Origin of the sequence: Limimaricola pyoseonensis (assembly GCF_900102015.1) — a bacterium.
In the GTDB taxonomy this organism is placed as follows: domain Bacteria; phylum Pseudomonadota; class Alphaproteobacteria; order Rhodobacterales; family Rhodobacteraceae; genus Limimaricola; species Limimaricola pyoseonensis.
Genome location: NZ_FNAT01000002.1, coordinates 265,710 through 281,182, shown reverse-complemented (window position 1 = coordinate 281,182; position 15,473 = coordinate 265,710). Strand labels below are relative to the sequence as shown.

The window sequence follows — 15,473 nt, the reverse complement described above, 5'->3', positions numbered from 1 at the left end:
CGCCCGCCGGGCGCCTTCGGCTCAGAGCTGCCCCGACAGGTGCAGCGCGAGGTCGCCCAGCCGGTCCTGCCCCCAGAACCGCTCGTCGGTGTCGGTGATGTAGAAGGGCGAGCCGAACACGCCGCGCCGCACCGCCTCCTCGAGGTTCGAGGCGTATTCGTCCGCAGCCCCCATCATGTTGCTCTCGGCCAGTTCCGGGTCGAACCCCGCCTCCTCGAGCGCGGCGCGGATCACCGCCTCCTCGGCGATGTCCTTCTCCTCGGACCAGCAGGCGCGGGTGATGGCGTGCACCAGGAGGCCCATGTCGCCGCCGCCCGCCTTCTGCGCGTTGATGATCGCGTAGCTCGAGGGCGCGGCGTTGGTGGGCCAGAAGGCCGGGCGCAGGTTGAAGGGCAGCCCCGCCTTCTTCGACTGCCGCCGCAGCTCCTGGGCGCGGTACTCGACCCGGCTCGGATGCCGGTCCTTGGGCGCCTGCCCGCCCGAGCGGGGAAACAGCGCCACCACGTCCATCGGCTTGTAGGTGATCTCCGCGCCGTATCTCGCGGCGATCTCCTCGAACCGCGTGCCGGCGATGTAGACATAGGGCGAGAGCGTCGCGAAGAAGTAGTCGATCTGCGGCATCCGCACCCCCTTGACAGACGGCCCCAACGGGCAGGTTTGCGTCACCCTAGGGCTGTGATAGGCGGTGTCAATCATCGCCGCCCGGCCCTTCGGGCGGCCCAGCCAGTCTGCCCGAAGGATGCTGCCCCGATGCCCACCGTGACCGAGCCGAAGCTGATCGCCGGAAACGCCAACAAGCCCCTCGCCAGCGCCATGGCGCGGCGGATGTCGATGCACCGGGGCATGAATGTCGGCCTCGTCGACGCGCGGGTCGAGCGCTTCAACGACCAGGAGATCTTCGTCGAGGTCTACGAGAACGTCCGCGGCGAGGACATGTTCATCATCCAGCCGACCTCGAACCCGGCCAACGACAACCTGATGGAGCTGCTGATCATGGCCGACGCGCTGCGCCGCTCCTCGGCCGCGCGCATCACCGCCGTGATCCCCTATTTCGGCTATGCCCGGCAGGACCGCCGCACCAAGGCGCGCACCCCGATCTCGGCCAAGCTGGTGGCCAACCTCGTCGCCGAGGCCGGCATCGAGCGGGTGCTGACCATGGACCTGCACGCCGCCCAGATCCAGGGCTTCTTCGACATCCCGGTCGACAACCTCTACGCCGCGCCGATCTTCGCGCTCGACATCGCGCACCACTTCCGCGGCCGCCGCGACGAGGTGATGGTGATCTCGCCCGACGTGGGCGGCGTGGCCCGCGCGCGCGAGCTGGCCAAGCGCATCGGCGCGCCGCTCGCCATCGTCGACAAGCGCCGCGAGAAGCCGGGCGAGGTGGCCGAGATGACGGTGATCGGCGACGTCACCGGCAAGACCTGCATCATCGTCGACGACATCTGCGACACCGCCGGCACGCTGTGCAAGGCGGCCGAGACGCTGATGGAGGCCGGCGCCACCGAGGTGCACAGCTACATCACCCACGGCGTGCTCTCGGGCCCGGCGGTCGGCCGGATCGAGAACTCGGTCATGAAGTCGCTGGTGATCACCGACTCGATCGAGCCGACCGAGGCGGTGAAGGCCGCGCCGAACATCCGCATCGTGCCGACCGCGCCGATGTTCGCCCAGGCGATCCTCAACATCTGGAACGGCACCTCGGTCAGCTCGCTCTTCGAGCACGAGACCCTCGTGCCGATCTACGAAGGCATGTACGTCACCGACTGAGGCACGCTGCCACCGGCGCCCGGCATGTGCGCGGCACATGCCGGGGATGCCGAAACGGCCATGGCGCGAAGCCGGGACCGCGACTAGATCCCCGGCATTCGCAACCCCTGCCGCAGCCGGCAGTCCAATCCCAAGGTCCCGCCATGACCAGCATCGCCACCGCCCGCCCCGGCGCCGCCACCCTGCCCCTCACCGCCCTGCTGACCCGCCTGCTCGTCTGGCACGACACCCGTCGCACCGCCAAGGCGCTCGCGGCGCTGACCGATCGCGAGCTGGACGACATCGGCCTCGACCGGTCCGAGATCGGCCGGATCGCCCGGCGCTCGGCCCGCCGCTGAGTCCGCGAGGGCCGCGCCGGCGCGCCGCTGCCCCCTAAAGGAGCGGCGCCAGCGCGGCGGCGAGGCCCTGCGTCACCGGGTCCGGCGTCAGCGCCCAGGCCAGGGCGCGGCCGGCCGCGCCGGTGCCCGACAGGCCGGCCTGCCACTGCGCGTAGGCCTGCGGGTCGAAATACAGCGCGAGGCAGAGCCGCGCGCCCAGCAGAACGGCCAGCGGCAGCAGCAGCAGCCGTGGCCCGAGCCGCAGCCGCAACCCGCGGCGCGGCCGCATCACGATCAGGCCCTCGGACCGCGTGACGGGACGCGCACCCTGCCCCGGCTTTCGACGCCGGGGCGCCGCGTGGTCGACCCGCCGCGTGAAGCCGTCCGAGACATAGGCCATGTCGCGCCCCCCATGAATGCCGTTCCTCTCCCGCCGTTCTAGCACGGCGAGAGGCGGAGATCGGCGCGCGGGGCGGCGCGCGACGCAGCGTCCTAGTGGGTCGGGACGTGACGTCGGACCATCACCAGCGTGGTCCATTCGCCATGGCTGGCGCGCGCGGCCGGCTCGAAGCCCGCACCCTCGTAGGTCGCTTCGACCGACTCGGCCTGCTCGTTGAGCAGGCCCGACAGGATCACGTGGCCCCGCGGCGCGACGTTGCGCGCCATTTCGGGCGCGAGCGCGATCAGCGGCCCCTTGAGGATGTTCGCGAACACCAGGTCGAAGGGCGCCGCGGCCTCGAGCGCCGCGTGGTCGAACCCCGCCGCCTCGAGGCACTCCACCTGCCCGGCCATGCCGTTCGCGGCGAGATTGGCCTCGGCCACCTCGACCGCGACCGCGTCGATGTCGGAGGCCATCACCCGCGCCTCGGGCCAGACCCGCGCCGCCGCCATCGCCAACACCGCCGTGCCACAGCCGATATCGGCGACCCGGGCCGGCTGCCCGCCCTCGGCCGCCAGCGCGTCGAGCGCCTTGAGGCAGCCCAGCGTGGTGCCGTGATGGCCGGTGCCGAAGGCCATGGCGGCCTCGATCAAGAGCGGGATGCGGCCCGCCGGCACCTTGTCGGCGTCGTGGCTGCCATAGACGAAGAAGCGGCCCGCCTCGACCGGGGCCAGCTCGCGCCGGACCTTGGCGACCCAGTCCTCGTCGGGCACCTCGGAGACCACGAAGGGCCTGGCGCCATGGCTCGCCGCCAGCAGGTCGAGCGCGACCGCGTCGGGCTCCTCCTCGAAATAGGCGGTCACCTCGTAGAGCCCCGAGCCGTCCTCGATCTCGAACACGCCGGTGCCGTAGGGCGCGGGCTCGAGCTCCTCGAGCGCCTCTGACAGCACCTCGCCGCGGCGCGGGTCGTCGAGGCTGGTGATCGCGGTGAAGACGGGCATGGCGGTTCTCCGGGCTGGGCCTGCGCGCGGGCATAGGCGCAGGCGCGGGGGGCGGTCAATCGCTGCGACGGCGGCACGAGGCCGCCATGCGCCGCGGCCACTGCTAACGCAATCTGTGGGTGAAATCACATCAGGCTTTTCTCCAAATGCGTTGTCAAATCCCCTGCCTTGGTTAGTATGACGCAGCGTAAGCAACCTTTAGTTGTATTCGCTCCTTTCGGCACACTCCTTGAAGAGGGATTTTTTCATGGTGCGCTTACTACTTTCGAGCCTTGCCCTGCTGGGCATGGGCACCGTCGCGCAGGCCGCGCCCGTCAACGGGACGGGCAACGTCACCCCGGACGTGATCTTCGGCAGCGGCAACGCCAACGGCGCCTTCACCGGAACCTCCGCGCTGAGCCGCGTCGAGCTCGGCCTGCGGGGCAAGCTGCGCTACGACACGTCGGGGGCTCCGCAGAACACCTTCAACTACGACGGCGACCGGACCTACAGCTTCGCCGTGGCCGAGGCAAACGCGCCGGCGACCCGGTCGGCCTTCAACTTCGAATGGTCGATCAACACGCAGCCCTTTCCAGTCATCGACGGCAATACGGGCGGGGGCGTTGGCCCGACCTCCGTTTCCATGACCGAGCCGTCGGATCTTCCGCCGGCCACGGAAGATCCGTTCCTCACGCTCGACAAGCTGACCTACCAGCTCCGGATCGATTTCGACCCCACGGAGGGCACCGATTTCGTGGCCTTCGATCCGATCAACCAGCCCATGGCGGACCATGCCATCGGCACCAACGCCACGGCGAATGGCGGCGGCATGGTGGCGGCCAACGCAACGCAATACGCCATGCTCATCGCGCAGAACAACGTCGCCCAGAACTCGTGGAATCTCGGCTTCTTCGAGCCGCCGGGCTTCGACCCGCAGACCCAGGGCAAGTACACGATCGAACTGGACGCCTACATCTCGTCGGACAACATCGAGGCGCTCGGCCTCGCGGGGATCCTCGACATCGACGCGGGCGCGACGGATCTGCCGGTCCTGCTTGCCTCGACCTCGATCGACATCGTCTACGGCGACGTGCCGGCCCCCATTCCGCTGCCGGCGAGCCTGCCGCTGATGCTGGGCGCCCTCGGCCTCGGTGGCCTGATCACGCGGCGCCGGAGGAGCTGAGACGCGGCGACGACCGCCGAAACGAAACGGGGGCGGCGCATGGCGCCGCCCCCGTGATGTCCGGCCACCGCGCGCCGCGCGGGGCGGGCAGACGGCTCAGGCGCCAGTGCCGATCGGGCAGGTCACGCCGGTGCCGCCGATGCCGCAATAGCCGGCCGGGTTCTTGTCGAGATACTGCTGGTGGTAGTCCTCGGCCATGTAGAACTCGGGCGCCGCCACGATCTCGGTCGTCACCGCGCCGTAGCCCGCGCCCGAGAGCCGCGGCGCGAAGGCCTCGCGCGAGGCCTCGGCGGCCTGCTTCTGGGCGTCGTCGAAGGCGTAGATGCCCGAGCGGTACTGCGTGCCGCGGTCGTTGCCCTGGCGCATGCCCTGGGTCGGGTCGTGGTTCTCCCAGAACACCCGCAGCAGCTCGTCATAGGAGGTCTTCGCCGGATCGTAGATCACCCGCACCACCTCGTTGTGGCCGGTGCGGCCGGTGCAGACCTCCTCGTAGGTCGGGTTCGGCGTGTAGCCGCCCGCGTATCCCACCATGGTCGAATGCACGCCCGGCTGCTGCCAGAAGATCCGCTCGACACCCCAGAAACAGCCCATGCCGAACATCGCCACCTCCAGCCCCTCGGCCGGGTTCGGGTCGAGCTTCGTGCCCAGAACGGTGTGGGTCTCGGCGGTGGGGATCGGCGTCGGGCGGCCCGGCAGGGCCTCCTCGGGCGACACCATCTCGGTCTTCTTGGTGGTCAGGCCGAACATTTCGGTACTCCTTCTAGGGGCTTGCCCGGCATATAGGCAGCGCGGCCGCCGATCGCTACTCGGCCGCGACGGGAAGCCTGCGCGCGGCGAACACGGTCTCGTGTCCCGGCGCCGGGTGGCGCGGGATCAGGAGCGCCAGCACCAGCGACACCCCGGCCATGGCCGCGGCCAGCACGAAGACGGCGTCGGGCGCCTTGAGCCACAGATAGCCGAGGCTCGCGGGCAGGAAGACGGCGGCGATGTGGTTGATGGTGAAGGCCACCGCGGCGGTGGGGGCGATGTCGCCCGGGTCGGCGATCTTCTGGAAGTAGGTCTTCAGCGCCAGCGCCAGCGCGAAGAAGATGTTGTCGACCACGTAGAGGATCGCGGCGACAGCGACGCCCCAGCCGAACCAGTAGAGCCCGCCATAGCACAGGAACACCACGGCGAGGCCGGCATACTCGACCATCAGCGCCCGCCGCTCGCCCCAGCGGGCGACGGCGCGGCCCAGAAGCGGGGCGGCGAAGATGTTGGTCAGCAGCGTGATCAGGAACAGCGCCGTGACCTCGTGCACGTCGTAGCCGAACTTCTCGACCATCATGAAACCCGCGAAGACCACGAAGATCTGCCGCCGGGCGCCGGCCATGAACTGCAGCGCGTAGTAGAGCCAGTAGCGGCGGCGCAGCACGAAGCTCTTCGTCTGCGGATGCGGCTCGCGGAAGGCCGGGAAGGCGAACCAGCACCACAGCGCGACCGCCGCGCAGAACCCGCCCGAGAGCATGTAGACGAAGTGGTAGGAAAGCTCGAAGGCCTCCCATGTCAGCACGATGGCGAGATAGGCCAGAAGCGTCGCCCCCGCCCCGGCCGAGACCAGCCAGCCCAGCATCTGCGGCGCGCGGTCCTTGGGCAGCCATTGCAGCTGCAGCGACTGGTTCACCGTCTCGTAGTAGTGGAAGCCGATCGACGAGAGCATGGTGATCATGAGGATGCCGCCCATGCTCGGAAATTGCGCGGTCAGCGCCGTCGCCACGCCCAAGAGGCCGAGCGAGACCAGCGCCAGCGTCTGCTCGCGCACGAAGAGCAGGATCGCGATCACGCCGATGGCGAAGAAGCCCGGGATCTCGCGCACCGTGTGCAGCCAGCCGATATCCGAGCCGTCGAAGCCCGCGGCCTCCACGACGAAGTTGTTCAGAAGCGCCGACCACGTGGCGAAGGCCACCGGCATGGCCATCGCCATCAGGAACAGGAGCGTCACCGGCCTGCGCCAGAGCGGCAGCGTCCGGGCCTCGGAAAGCGGCATCGGAATACGTGTCATGCGCAAGCTTTACGCCGCCGCCGCGCGATTGACGAGACGTGGCGTCAGCCGCGGGGCGAGAATCTGTAGTCGACCTCGGAGAAGCGCGCGGTCGGGAAGCCGTAGGCGAAGCGCAGTCCCTCCGGCCCGGCCACCACGCCATGCTCGGCCTCGGGCGGGATGAAGACGGCGGTGCCGGGCCCGATCGGGTGCGGCGCGCCGTCGATGGTGACGATGCCGGCGCCGTCGAGGCCGAGATAGAACTCCGCCGGGCCGTGGCGGTGCGGCTCGAGCGTGTCGAAGGGCCCGAACTCGGCGAGGCCCAGCGTCATGCCCGACGACGGCGTGCGGTCGGCCGAGACCAGCGTGCGCCAGCGGACCGTGCCGAAGGCCGGGTCGGTGCCGCCCTCGAGCGGCAGGCTCGCCGCCTCGACCGAGAATCCGCGCGCGACCCGCGCGCCCTCCCACTCCGCGACCGCCGGCAGTTCCATGGCGCACCTCCCGAAAGCTCCTGCCGCGAGGCTGCGCCGAATCGGGGTCGCCCCGCCGGTCCGGGCGCGACATGGCGGCGTCGTTTCCGGGCCTCGTTCGGGGCATGCGCCGAAACCGGCCTAGCGGTCGTGCATACCCTTGCCGGCGAGAATGCGCGGCGCGTGCTTGGCGATGCGGGCGAAGCGGGTCTCGGGCTTCTTCGCGCCCGAGACGAGGATCGCGTAGCCGCGCTGCCGCCCCGGCGTCAGCGCCTCGAAGGCTGCCGCCAGCTCCGGGTCGGCGGCGAGCGCCTCCTCCAGCTCGTCGGGCAGCACGATGTCGTCCTGCGGGAAGGTGACACGCCGCCCCGCCCGGTCGATCTCGACCGCCGCGCGCAGCAGGTCGCGCAGCGCGGGCTCGCGCGCCCGGATCTCGTCGAGGTCGTGAAAGGCCACGTAGCGCGCCGAGCGCGAGTTCGGGCCGGGCGGCACCAGGAGCCCGTCGGGGTCGGGCAACAGCACGCCCTTGAAGAAGGACAGCACGCAGCGCTCCGCCAGCCCGGCCACCATGGCGGTGTTGCCGCCGGCGCAGACATAGCAGGGCTGGCGCCACTTCCAGACCTCCTCGATGCCGTCGGTCGAACGGAGCAGCGCGCGCAGCGCGCCAAGCTCGGCCCGCCATCGCGGCGCCTCGGCGAAGAACGCCTCGATCCTCGGATCGGTCATCTGCGGCCTCCTTTTCCGCTGGCCCGCCACCAGTCTTGCCCCGCCCCGCCCGGCGGGCAAGCGCGAAGGCGGGCGCGTCCGGGCCACTCCGGGCCACCGTGACGGAACGTCCACGCGCGCGGGGGCTTGCGCCTGCGCCCGGCCGTATCAATCTCCGTCTCGCCTGTCAGAGCCGTCGCGCGCCTTCGCGGCCACGCCGACCGACCGGATGGTGGTGGCAAGCCCGGCTGGCCGGGCCTTCGCGGAGCGTGACTTGACCCGACCGACCCGGCGCCACGGCGCCATCCTCGCCCGGAGACCGGGCCCTGCGGCGGCCGCCCCGCGCCCCCGCCATGATTGACGGGTTCTGGGACATCGCGCTGATCGGCTTCGCCGCCCAGATGATCGACGGCGCGCTCGGCATGGCATACGGGCTGACCTCGACCTCGCTGCTGCTGACGCTGGGCTACAGCCCGGCGGCGGCAAGCGCGGCGGTGCATCTGGCCGAGACCGCGACCACCGGCGCCAGCGCCGCCTCGCACCACTTCGCCCGCAACGTCGACTGGAAGATGGTCCGGCCGCTGGCGATCTCGGGCGCGCTGGGTGGGGTGGCGGGTGCGAGCCTGCTCGCCACCGGACTGGGCGAGCACCTCGCGCCGCTGGTCTCGGCCTACCTGGTGCTGATGGGCGGGGTGATCCTGTGGAAGGCGTTCCGCGCGGTGCCCGGCATCCACCCGCCCCGGGGCGTGCGCCGCCTCGGCCTTGCCGGCGGCTTCGTCGACGCGGTGGGCGGCGGCGGCTGGGGGCCGGTCGTGTCAGGCACGCTGCTGGCCTCGGGCGGCTCGGCGCGGCAGATGATCGGCTCCTCCTGCGCGGCCGAGTTCTTCGTGACCTCGGCCATCACCGTCGCCTTCGCCGGCCATCTCGGCCTGTCGGAATTCGGCATGGCGGCGCTGGCGCTGGTGGTGGGCGGCCTGCCCGCCGCGCCCTTCGCCGCCATCGCCGTGCGCTACGCGCCGCGGCGCGCGCTGATGGTGCTGGTGGGCCTGCTGATCATCGTGCTGGGCGTCCGCGGCGTGTGGCAGGCGATCGGCTAGAGAAAGCTCTGTGGATCGATGTCGATCGCCAGCCGGGTGTTGGCCGGCACCTTCACCTGCGCCGCCCACTGCGCCAGCGCCGCCTGCAGCGGCGCGCCCTTCTCGGCCTTCACAAGCAGTCGCACCCGGTGGCGGCCGCGCACACGGGCGATCGGCGCGGGCGCCGGGCCGAAGAGCTGCGCGCCGATTCGCCTGAGCGGCGCGTCGAGCCGCGCCAGCCGGTTGCCGAGGTCGAAGGCCTGCTGCATGTCGGGCGAGGAGATGACGATCCCGGCCATCCGGCCGTAAGGCGGCACGCCCGCCGCGCGGCGGGCCGCGGCCTCGGCGGCCCAGAACCCCTCCTCGTCACCCGACAGGATCGCGCCGATCACCGGGTGCTCGGGCTGGAAGGTCTGCAAGAGCGCCGTGCCCGCCGCCTCGGCGCGGCCCGCGCGCCCCGCCACCTGCCGCATCAGCTGAAAGGTCCGCTCGGCGGCGCGCAGGTCCGAGCCCTGCAGCCCGAGATCGCTGTCGATCACGCCCACCAGCGTCAGCTTGGGAAAGTTGTGCCCCTTGGCCACCAGCTGCGTGCCCACCACGATGTCGGCCGCGCCCTCGGCGATCTCAAGGATGCGGGCCTTCAGCGCCCGGGCCGAGCCGAAGAGGTCGGAGCTGAGCACCGTGACGCGGGCGTCGGGAAACAGCGCCTGCGCCTCTTCCGTGATCCGCTCCACACCCGGCCCGACGGCGGCGAGCTTGCCCGCCACCTCGCAGTTCGGGCAGGTTTCGGGCATCGGCGCGGTCTCGCCGCATTGGTGGCACATCAGACGCTTGAGGAAGCGGTGCTCGACCATCCGCGCGTCGCAATGCTTGCAGCCGATCTGGTGGCCGCAGGCGCGGCAGATGGTCAGCGGCGCGTAGCCGCGGCGGTTCAGGAACAGAAGCGACTGCTCGCCGCGCTCCAGCCGCTGCAGCACCGCGCCCTTCAGGGCCGGCGAGATCCAGCTGCCCGAGGGCACCTCCTCGGTCCGCATGTCGATGGCGCGCATCTCGGGCATCACGGCGGGGCCGAAGCGGCTCTCCAAGTCGAGCCGGGCATATTTGCCCTGCTGCACGTTGACCCAGCTTTCCAAGGACGGCGTGGCCGAGGCCAGCACCACCTGCGCCCGCTCCAGCGAGGCGCGCAGCACCGCCATGTCGCGGGCGTTGTAGAGCACGCCGTCCTCCTGCTTGTAGGAGGTGTCGTGCTCCTCGTCGACGACGATCAGCCCGAGATCGGAGAAGGGCAAAAACAGCGCCGAGCGCGCGCCGACCACCAGCTGCGCGCCGTTCTCGGCCACCATCTTCCAACAACGCCGCCGCTCAGTGGTGGTCACGCCGGAATGCCATTCGGCCGGTTTCGCGCCGAACCGCGCCTCGACCCGGGTCAGGAACTCGGCCGTCAGAGCGATCTCCGGCAGCAGCACCAGCGCCTGCCGACCGGCCGCGAGGCAGGCGGCGACGGCCTCGAGATAGACCTCGGTCTTGCCCGAGCCGGTCACGCCCTTCAGGAGCGTCGTGCCGTAGCGCCCGCCCGCGATCCCCTCGCGCAACCGCGCCGCCGCCAGCTCCTGGTCGCCGGTCAGCGCCTTGCCGGCCATCTCCGGGTCGAGCGGCGGATAGGGCACGTCGCGCGGCGCCTCCTCCTCGACCACCGCGCCGGAGGGCACGAGCCCCTTGATCACCGAGGAGCCCACCCCGGCGAGATCGGCCAGTTCCCCAAGCTGGAAGGCCAGCCCGTCATGTTCCTCCAGAAGGTCGAGCACGCGGGCGCGGGCCGGCGTCATCCGCCCCGGCTGGCCATGGCCGCGCCGGTAGACCTTGCGCGCGCCGGGCGGCTCGGTCAGCCCCGGCGCGCGGGTGGCGAGCCGCAGCATCGCCGGCATCGGCGTCAACGTGTAATCCGCGACCCGGCCGAGGAAGTCGCGCATCACGGCGCGCATCGGCGCGATGTCGAGCACGCGGATCGCCGCCTTCACCTTCGCGGGGTCGTAATCCCCCGCCCCCGGCCCCCAGACCACGCCGTGCACGCGGCGCGGCCCGAACGGCACCTCGACATGGTCGCCCGCCGCGCAGCCGCCCGGCGGCGCGCGGTAGTCCAGCACCCGGTCCAGCGGCTGGGTGGTCAGCACGCCGATCAGCGCGCCTGCCTCGAAACGGGTCTCTGTCATGGGCGGGACGGCATCCTCGGGAAAATTCGAGAGCCGCCAACATGCGGCGCGGCGCCGCCCGGTTCAAGGGACCGGCGTGTCGCGCCGTCGGCGCCGGAGCCAGAGCCAGAGCCGGTGCCGGGGCGGGCGCAGACCGGGCCGCGGCCACCCCGGGCCCCGCCCGATGGGCGGGCCGCAACGTCAATGCGCTGTTCCACCATCCCCGCATCTAGGCTAGACCCAAGGCGAAGCCGCCCCCGCGCCGGGGACGCGATCCATGCAAGGGAGACCGTCATGAAATTCTTCGTCGATACCGCCGAGATCGACCAGATCCGCGAACTCAACGATCTGGGCATGATCGACGGCGTCACCACGAACCCGTCGCTGATCATGAAGTCGGGCCGCGACATCAAGGAAGTGACCAAGGAGATCTGCGGCATCGTCGACGGCCCGGTCTCGGCCGAGACCGTGGCGCTCGACGCCGAGGGCATGATCGCCGAGGGCCGCGAGCTGGCCAAGATCGCCGACAACATCGCCGTCAAGGTGCCGCTGACCTGGGCCGGCCTCAAGGCCTGCAAGACCCTCACCGACGAGGGCCGGATGGTCAACGTGACGCTGTGCTTCTCGGCCAACCAGGCGCTTCTGGCCGCCAAGGCCGGCGCGACCTTCATCTCGCCCTTCATCGGCCGTCTCGACGACATCAACCTCGACGGCATGGAGCTGATCGCCGACATCCGGCAGATCTACGACAATTACGGCTTCGAGACGCAGATCCTCGCCGCCTCGATCCGCTCGGCCAACCACATGTCCGAGGCCGCCAAGATCGGCGCCGACGTCGCGACCGCCCCGGCCGCGGTGATCAAGGCGATGGCCAACCACGTCCTGACCGACAAGGGCCTCGAAGGCTTCCTGAAGGACTGGGAGAAGACCGGCCAGAAGATCCTCTGAGGATCGTCGGCGGGGCGCTGTGCCTTCGAGGCCGCGCCCCGCCGCTTTCGCGCGCCGCCGGGGCGCATCGGCGCCGCGCGGCTGCTAGCATGGCCCGCGACGCGACAGCCCGGACCCGATCATGACCCAGCCCAAGCCGCTCGACCACGGTCTGCGCGACCGGATCCTGTCCGATCCGGCGCTACTGCTCGACGATCCCGACATCATGCGCGCGCTGGTCGAGGCCGACGAGCGCGCCCGCGGCACCAACGTGGTCGACCTGCGCGGCCTTGCCATGAAGCGGCTGGAGACGCGGCTCGACCGGCTCGAGGACACGCACCGCTCGGTGATCGCCGCCGCCTACGAGAACCTCGCCGGCACCAACCAGATCCACCGCGCCGTGCTGCGGATGATGGACGCCACGCAGTTCGAGGTGTTCCTGCGCGACCTCTCGGGCGAGGTGGCCGACATGCTGCGCGTCGACATCGTGCGCCTCGTGCTCGAGACCGCGCGCCCCGAGGACGACCCGGCGATCGCGCGGCTTTCCGAGGTGCTCTCGGTGGCCGAGCCGGGCTACGTCGCCGACTACGTCACGCAGGGGCGCAACGTGCCGCTGAGGCAGGTGGCGCTGCGTCAGGTCGCGCCGCGCGAGCCCAGCCCCTATGGCAGGCAGGCCCCCGAGATCCTGTCCGAGGCCTGCCTCAAGCTCGATTTCGGGCCCGGCCGGCTGCCCGGCATGCTGCTTCTGGGCGCCTCGGACGCCGACCGGTTCACGCCGCAGCAGGGCACCGACCTGATGGGCTTCTTCGCCGGCGTGTTCGAGCGCCAGATGCGGCGCTGGCTGTCGTGATCTCGCCCGCGCTCACCGCCGCGCTCGACCGCTGGCTCGAGCATGAACGGGCGCTGAACGGCGCGGCGCGAAACACGATCACCGCCTACCAGCGCGACCTGCTGGGCTTTCTGGCCTTCATGCAGTCCCATCACGGCGAATCGCAGGGGCTGGGCGCGATCACCCGGCTGAGCGTCACCGACATGCGCGCCTGGATGGCGCATGAGCGCGGCCGCGGTCTCTCGGCGCGCAGCCTCGCGCGGGCGCTCTCTGCGGTGAAGGCCTTCTATCGCTGGCTGTCGGACCGCGAGGGCTTCGAGGCGACGGCGGTGCTGTCGACCCGCGCGCCGCGCTTCAACGCCCGGCTGCCGCGGCCGCTCGACGAGGCGGCGGCGGCGCGCGTGCTCGACACGGTCGAGCTGCAGGCGCGCGAGCCGTGGGTGGCGGCGCGCGACGTCGCCGTCGTCACGCTGCTCTGGGGCTGCGGTCTCCGGATCTCCGAGGCGCTGGCGCTGACCGGCGCCGACGTGCCCCTGCCCGAGACGCTGCGCGTCACCGGCAAGGGCGGGCGCCAGCGGCTGGTGCCGGTGCTGCCCGCCGCGCGCGCGGCGGTGGCGGACTACCTGAAGCTCTGCCCGCATCCCATGGCCCCCGACCTGCCGCTGTTTCGCGGCGTGCGCGGCGGCGCGCTCGGGCCGCGCCCGATCCAGAAGGTGATGGAGGCGGTGCGGCTGCAGCTCGGCCTGCCCGCCACCGCCACGCCGCACGCGCTGCGCCACAGCTTCGCCACCCACCTGCTCAACGCCGGCGGCGACCTGCGGGCGATCCAGGAGCTTCTGGGCCATGCCTCTCTCTCGACCACGCAGACCTACACCGCCGTCGACGCGGCGCGGCTGATGGAGGTCTATGACCGCGCCCATCCGCGCGCGTGACCGCACGCCCACGTTGCGCCCGCCCGCGCTTTCGGCCATGAGGGACCGCATGACTGACGCTCAGAAGGCCCTCGGGGTCCACTTCCTCACCGCCACCGGGGCGGTCTTCGCGATGCTCGCCATGCTGGAGGCGGTGCAGGACGAGTGGAGCATGATGTTCCTCTGGCTCGTGGTCGCCTTCGCGGTGGACGGGGTCGACGGGCCGCTGGCGCGCAAATACGACGTCAAGCGCAACGCGCCGATCTTCGACGGCGTGCTGCTCGACCTGATCATCGACTACCTGACCTACGTCTTCGTCCCGGCCTACGCGCTGTTCGAGTCGGACCTCTTGCCGGGCTGGACCGGCTGGGTGGCGATCATCGTCATCACCTACGCCTCGGCGCTCTACTTCGCCGACAGCCGGATGAAGACCAGGGACAACTCGTTCCAGGGCTTTCCGGGCTGCTGGAACATGCTGGTTCTGGTGCTGTTCGCGCTGTCGCCGAACTTCTGGATCATCCTGGCGCTGGTGGTGGTGCTGGCGGTGGCGATGTTCCTGCCGGTGAAGTTCATCCACCCGGTGCGCACCAAGCGCTGGCGCGCGGTGTCGCTGCCGATGGCGCTGGCCTGGACCTTCTTCGCGGGCTGGGCGGCCTGGGTCGATTTCGACCCGGCGAGCTGGGCGCATTGGGGTCTGGTGATTACCTCGGTCTACCTGCTGGGCGCCGGCGCGGCGCAACAGCTGATCCACGGGCGCGACGGCTGAGGGCGCGGCCCGCTCAGAGCCGGGTCAGCGCCACGCCAGAGACGATCAGCGCCGCCGAGACCGCCTTGCCGCGATCCATCCGGTCGCCGAAGGCGGCCCAGCCGATCAGCACCGCGAACAGGATCGAGGTCTCGCGCAGCGCGCTGACCAGCGCGATCGGCGCCAGCGTCATCGCCCAGACCGCGATGGCATAGGCCCCGTAGGAGGCCGCCGCCGCCAGCGCCCCCTGCCCCCAGACCCGCGGCGAGACCCGCAGGAGCCCGCGCCCGCGCATCATGAAGGCCGCGGGCGGAAACAGCAGCGCCTGCGCCACGAAGAGCCAGCCGACATAGGCGATCGGGTCGCCGGAGACCCGCGCGCCCAGCCCGTCCACGAGCGTGTAGCCGGCGGTTCCCGCCGCCGCGCCCAGCGCGTAGGGAATGAGGTGGCGGCTCTCGCCCGAGCCCAGCGCGCCGCGCGCCATGCCGAGGATACCGAGGCCCAGCACCAGCACGCCCACGACCGACATCGGCTCGATCGCGTCCGACAGGAACAGCGCGCTCGCCACCAGCACCGCCATCGGCGCGGCACCCCGCGCGATCGGGTAGACCCGGCTCAGGTCGCCATGCTCGTAGGCGAAGGCGAGAAAGGTGTTGTAGACGGCGTGGCAGACGGCGGAGGCGGCGACCCAGGGCCAGACCTCGGCTTCGGGGAAGGGCCGCGCCAGCGCCACGGCAAGCCCCATCACGCCCTGCACAAGCGCCAGGATCACCATGCCCGCCACCTTCGAGGCGCCGAGCTTGATCATGGCGTTCCAGCTCGCATGCAGGAAGGCCGCGAGCATCACCGCGAGGAAGACCGGAAGGCTCATCGCGGGCCGCAGGCGGCGATGAGTATTTGCGGAGTGAAGAAGCAAGGCGCGCGCCCTGCTCCTTCACTCTTCAAATACTCGGATCCGGCGCCACGACTCGC

General features: G+C 71.2%; 17 protein-coding genes. 8 read left to right on the top strand and 9 right to left on the bottom strand.

Going from position 1 to position 15,473, the window contains the following annotated elements; translation table 11 throughout:
- Positions 1-21 precede the first annotated feature (21 nt).
- Positions 22-621, bottom strand: a complete 600-nt coding sequence (locus BLT43_RS05115) for a 2-hydroxychromene-2-carboxylate isomerase (protein WP_090110705.1) — start codon at positions 619-621, stop codon at positions 22-24.
- A 129-nt stretch (positions 622-750) separates the two neighbouring features.
- Between BLT43_RS05115 and BLT43_RS05110 the strand changes: the two genes are divergently transcribed.
- Positions 751-1,770 (top strand): ribose-phosphate pyrophosphokinase, encoded by a 1,020-nt coding sequence (locus tag BLT43_RS05110; RefSeq protein WP_090110703.1) that lies wholly within the window; start codon positions 751-753, stop codon positions 1,768-1,770.
- Between the two features lie 143 nt (positions 1,771-1,913).
- On the top strand, positions 1,914-2,108 hold the full coding sequence (locus BLT43_RS05105; protein WP_090110701.1) for a DUF1127 domain-containing protein: 195 nt from the start codon (positions 1,914-1,916) through the stop codon (positions 2,106-2,108).
- Between the two features lie 34 nt (positions 2,109-2,142).
- Here the strand turns inward: BLT43_RS05105 and BLT43_RS05100 are convergent, their stop codons facing one another.
- Together BLT43_RS05100 and BLT43_RS05095 are read right to left on the bottom strand one after the other, a co-directional pair.
- Positions 2,143-2,487: a hypothetical protein gene (locus tag BLT43_RS05100; protein ID WP_090110699.1), complete on the bottom strand. Its 345-nt coding sequence runs from the start codon at positions 2,485-2,487 to the stop codon at positions 2,143-2,145.
- A gap of 92 nt (positions 2,488-2,579) precedes the next feature.
- Positions 2,580-3,467 (bottom strand): 50S ribosomal protein L11 methyltransferase, encoded by an 888-nt coding sequence (locus tag BLT43_RS05095; RefSeq protein WP_090110697.1) that lies wholly within the window; start codon positions 3,465-3,467, stop codon positions 2,580-2,582.
- Positions 3,468-3,669: 202 nt separating this feature from the next.
- Here BLT43_RS05095 and BLT43_RS05090 point away from each other — a divergent pair, with 202 nt between their 5' ends.
- The gene (locus BLT43_RS05090; RefSeq protein ID WP_131802621.1) at positions 3,670-4,629 is read left to right on the top strand and encodes a PEP-CTERM sorting domain-containing protein; all 960 of its coding nucleotides are present in this window, start codon (positions 3,670-3,672) and stop codon (positions 4,627-4,629) included.
- 96 nt (positions 4,630-4,725) lie between these two features.
- Here the strand turns inward: BLT43_RS05090 and msrA are convergent, their stop codons facing one another.
- The 4 genes from msrA to BLT43_RS05070 all read right to left on the bottom strand — a co-directional run bounded on the left by msrA (position 4,726) and on the right by BLT43_RS05070 (position 7,845).
- Positions 4,726-5,376, bottom strand: coding sequence for a peptide-methionine (S)-S-oxide reductase MsrA (gene msrA / locus BLT43_RS05085; RefSeq protein ID WP_090110693.1), 651 nt, complete (start codon positions 5,374-5,376; stop codon positions 4,726-4,728).
- Positions 5,377-5,431: 55 nt separating this feature from the next.
- Positions 5,432-6,670: an MFS transporter gene (locus BLT43_RS05080; protein ID WP_090110691.1), complete on the bottom strand. Its 1,239-nt coding sequence runs from the start codon at positions 6,668-6,670 to the stop codon at positions 5,432-5,434.
- Positions 6,671-6,714: 44 nt separating this feature from the next.
- Positions 6,715-7,140, bottom strand: coding sequence for a cupin domain-containing protein (locus BLT43_RS05075; protein WP_090110689.1), 426 nt, complete (start codon positions 7,138-7,140; stop codon positions 6,715-6,717).
- Positions 7,141-7,260: 120 nt separating this feature from the next.
- Positions 7,261-7,845, bottom strand: a complete 585-nt coding sequence (locus BLT43_RS05070; protein ID WP_090110687.1) for a YdeI/OmpD-associated family protein — start codon at positions 7,843-7,845, stop codon at positions 7,261-7,263.
- 332 nt (positions 7,846-8,177) lie between these two features.
- On the opposite strand from BLT43_RS05070, the gene BLT43_RS05065 reads away from it, so the two are divergent.
- Entirely contained in the window at positions 8,178-8,921 is a 744-nt protein-coding gene (locus BLT43_RS05065) for a sulfite exporter TauE/SafE family protein (protein WP_090110686.1), read from the top strand.
- Here the strand turns inward: BLT43_RS05065 and BLT43_RS05060 are convergent.
- A complete protein-coding gene (locus BLT43_RS05060) occupies positions 8,918-11,110 on the bottom strand; it encodes a primosomal protein N' (RefSeq protein ID WP_090110684.1) in 2,193 nt (730 codons plus the stop codon). The two genes, BLT43_RS05065 and BLT43_RS05060, sit on opposite strands and share 4 nt — an antisense overlap.
- 273 nt (positions 11,111-11,383) lie before the next feature.
- Between BLT43_RS05060 and fsa the strand changes: the two genes are divergently transcribed.
- The 4 genes from fsa (at position 11,384) to BLT43_RS05040 (ending at position 14,522) form a co-directional block, all read left to right on the top strand.
- Positions 11,384-12,037: a fructose-6-phosphate aldolase gene (gene fsa, locus BLT43_RS05055; protein ID WP_090110682.1), complete on the top strand. Its 654-nt coding sequence runs from the start codon at positions 11,384-11,386 to the stop codon at positions 12,035-12,037.
- A gap of 121 nt (positions 12,038-12,158) precedes the next feature.
- On the top strand, positions 12,159-12,866 hold the full coding sequence (locus BLT43_RS05050; RefSeq protein ID WP_090110680.1) for a DUF484 family protein: 708 nt from the start codon (positions 12,159-12,161) through the stop codon (positions 12,864-12,866).
- Positions 12,863-13,777: a tyrosine recombinase XerC gene (locus BLT43_RS05045; protein WP_090110678.1), complete on the top strand. Its 915-nt coding sequence runs from the start codon at positions 12,863-12,865 to the stop codon at positions 13,775-13,777. The genes BLT43_RS05050 and BLT43_RS05045 overlap by 4 nt, the downstream gene beginning before the upstream one ends.
- A gap of 49 nt (positions 13,778-13,826) precedes the next feature.
- The gene (locus tag BLT43_RS05040; protein WP_090111494.1) at positions 13,827-14,522 is read left to right on the top strand and encodes a CDP-alcohol phosphatidyltransferase family protein; all 696 of its coding nucleotides are present in this window, start codon (positions 13,827-13,829) and stop codon (positions 14,520-14,522) included.
- 13 nt (positions 14,523-14,535) lie between these two features.
- Here the strand turns inward: BLT43_RS05040 and BLT43_RS05035 are convergent, their stop codons facing one another.
- Complete coding sequence (locus BLT43_RS05035; RefSeq protein ID WP_090110676.1) at positions 14,536-15,372, bottom strand: EamA family transporter; 837 nt, start codon at positions 15,370-15,372, stop codon at positions 14,536-14,538.
- Positions 15,373-15,473 lie beyond the last annotated feature (101 nt).

Excerpts from the sequence above, each read along its gene's own strand:
- BLT43_RS05095 (WP_090110697.1), bottom strand. The coding sequence starts at position 3,467 with ATGCCCGTCTTCACCGCGATCACCAGCCTCGACGACCCGCGCCGCGGC.
- BLT43_RS05100 (WP_090110699.1), bottom strand. The coding sequence starts at position 2,487 with ATGGCCTATGTCTCGGACGGCTTCACGCGGCGGGTCGACCACGCGGCG.
- BLT43_RS05105 (WP_090110701.1), top strand. The coding sequence starts at position 1,914 with ATGACCAGCATCGCCACCGCCCGCCCCGGCGCCGCCACCCTGCCCCTC.
- msrA (WP_090110693.1), bottom strand. The coding sequence starts at position 5,376 with ATGTTCGGCCTGACCACCAAGAAGACCGAGATGGTGTCGCCCGAGGAG.
- BLT43_RS05065 (WP_090110686.1), top strand. The coding sequence starts at position 8,178 with ATGATTGACGGGTTCTGGGACATCGCGCTGATCGGCTTCGCCGCCCAG.
- BLT43_RS05110 (WP_090110703.1), top strand. The coding sequence starts at position 751 with ATGCCCACCGTGACCGAGCCGAAGCTGATCGCCGGAAACGCCAACAAG.
- BLT43_RS05060 (WP_090110684.1), bottom strand. The coding sequence starts at position 11,110 with ATGACAGAGACCCGTTTCGAGGCAGGCGCGCTGATCGGCGTGCTGACC.
- BLT43_RS05075 (WP_090110689.1), bottom strand. The coding sequence starts at position 7,140 with ATGGAACTGCCGGCGGTCGCGGAGTGGGAGGGCGCGCGGGTCGCGCGC.
- BLT43_RS05115 (WP_090110705.1), bottom strand. The coding sequence starts at position 621 with ATGCCGCAGATCGACTACTTCTTCGCGACGCTCTCGCCCTATGTCTAC.
- BLT43_RS05080 (WP_090110691.1), bottom strand. The coding sequence starts at position 6,670 with ATGACACGTATTCCGATGCCGCTTTCCGAGGCCCGGACGCTGCCGCTC.
- BLT43_RS05070 (WP_090110687.1), bottom strand. The coding sequence starts at position 7,845 with ATGACCGATCCGAGGATCGAGGCGTTCTTCGCCGAGGCGCCGCGATGG.
- fsa (WP_090110682.1), top strand. The coding sequence starts at position 11,384 with ATGAAATTCTTCGTCGATACCGCCGAGATCGACCAGATCCGCGAACTC.
- BLT43_RS05050 (WP_090110680.1), top strand. The coding sequence starts at position 12,159 with ATGACCCAGCCCAAGCCGCTCGACCACGGTCTGCGCGACCGGATCCTG.
- BLT43_RS05035 (WP_090110676.1), bottom strand. The coding sequence starts at position 15,372 with ATGAGCCTTCCGGTCTTCCTCGCGGTGATGCTCGCGGCCTTCCTGCAT.
- BLT43_RS05040 (WP_090111494.1), top strand. The coding sequence starts at position 13,827 with ATGACTGACGCTCAGAAGGCCCTCGGGGTCCACTTCCTCACCGCCACC.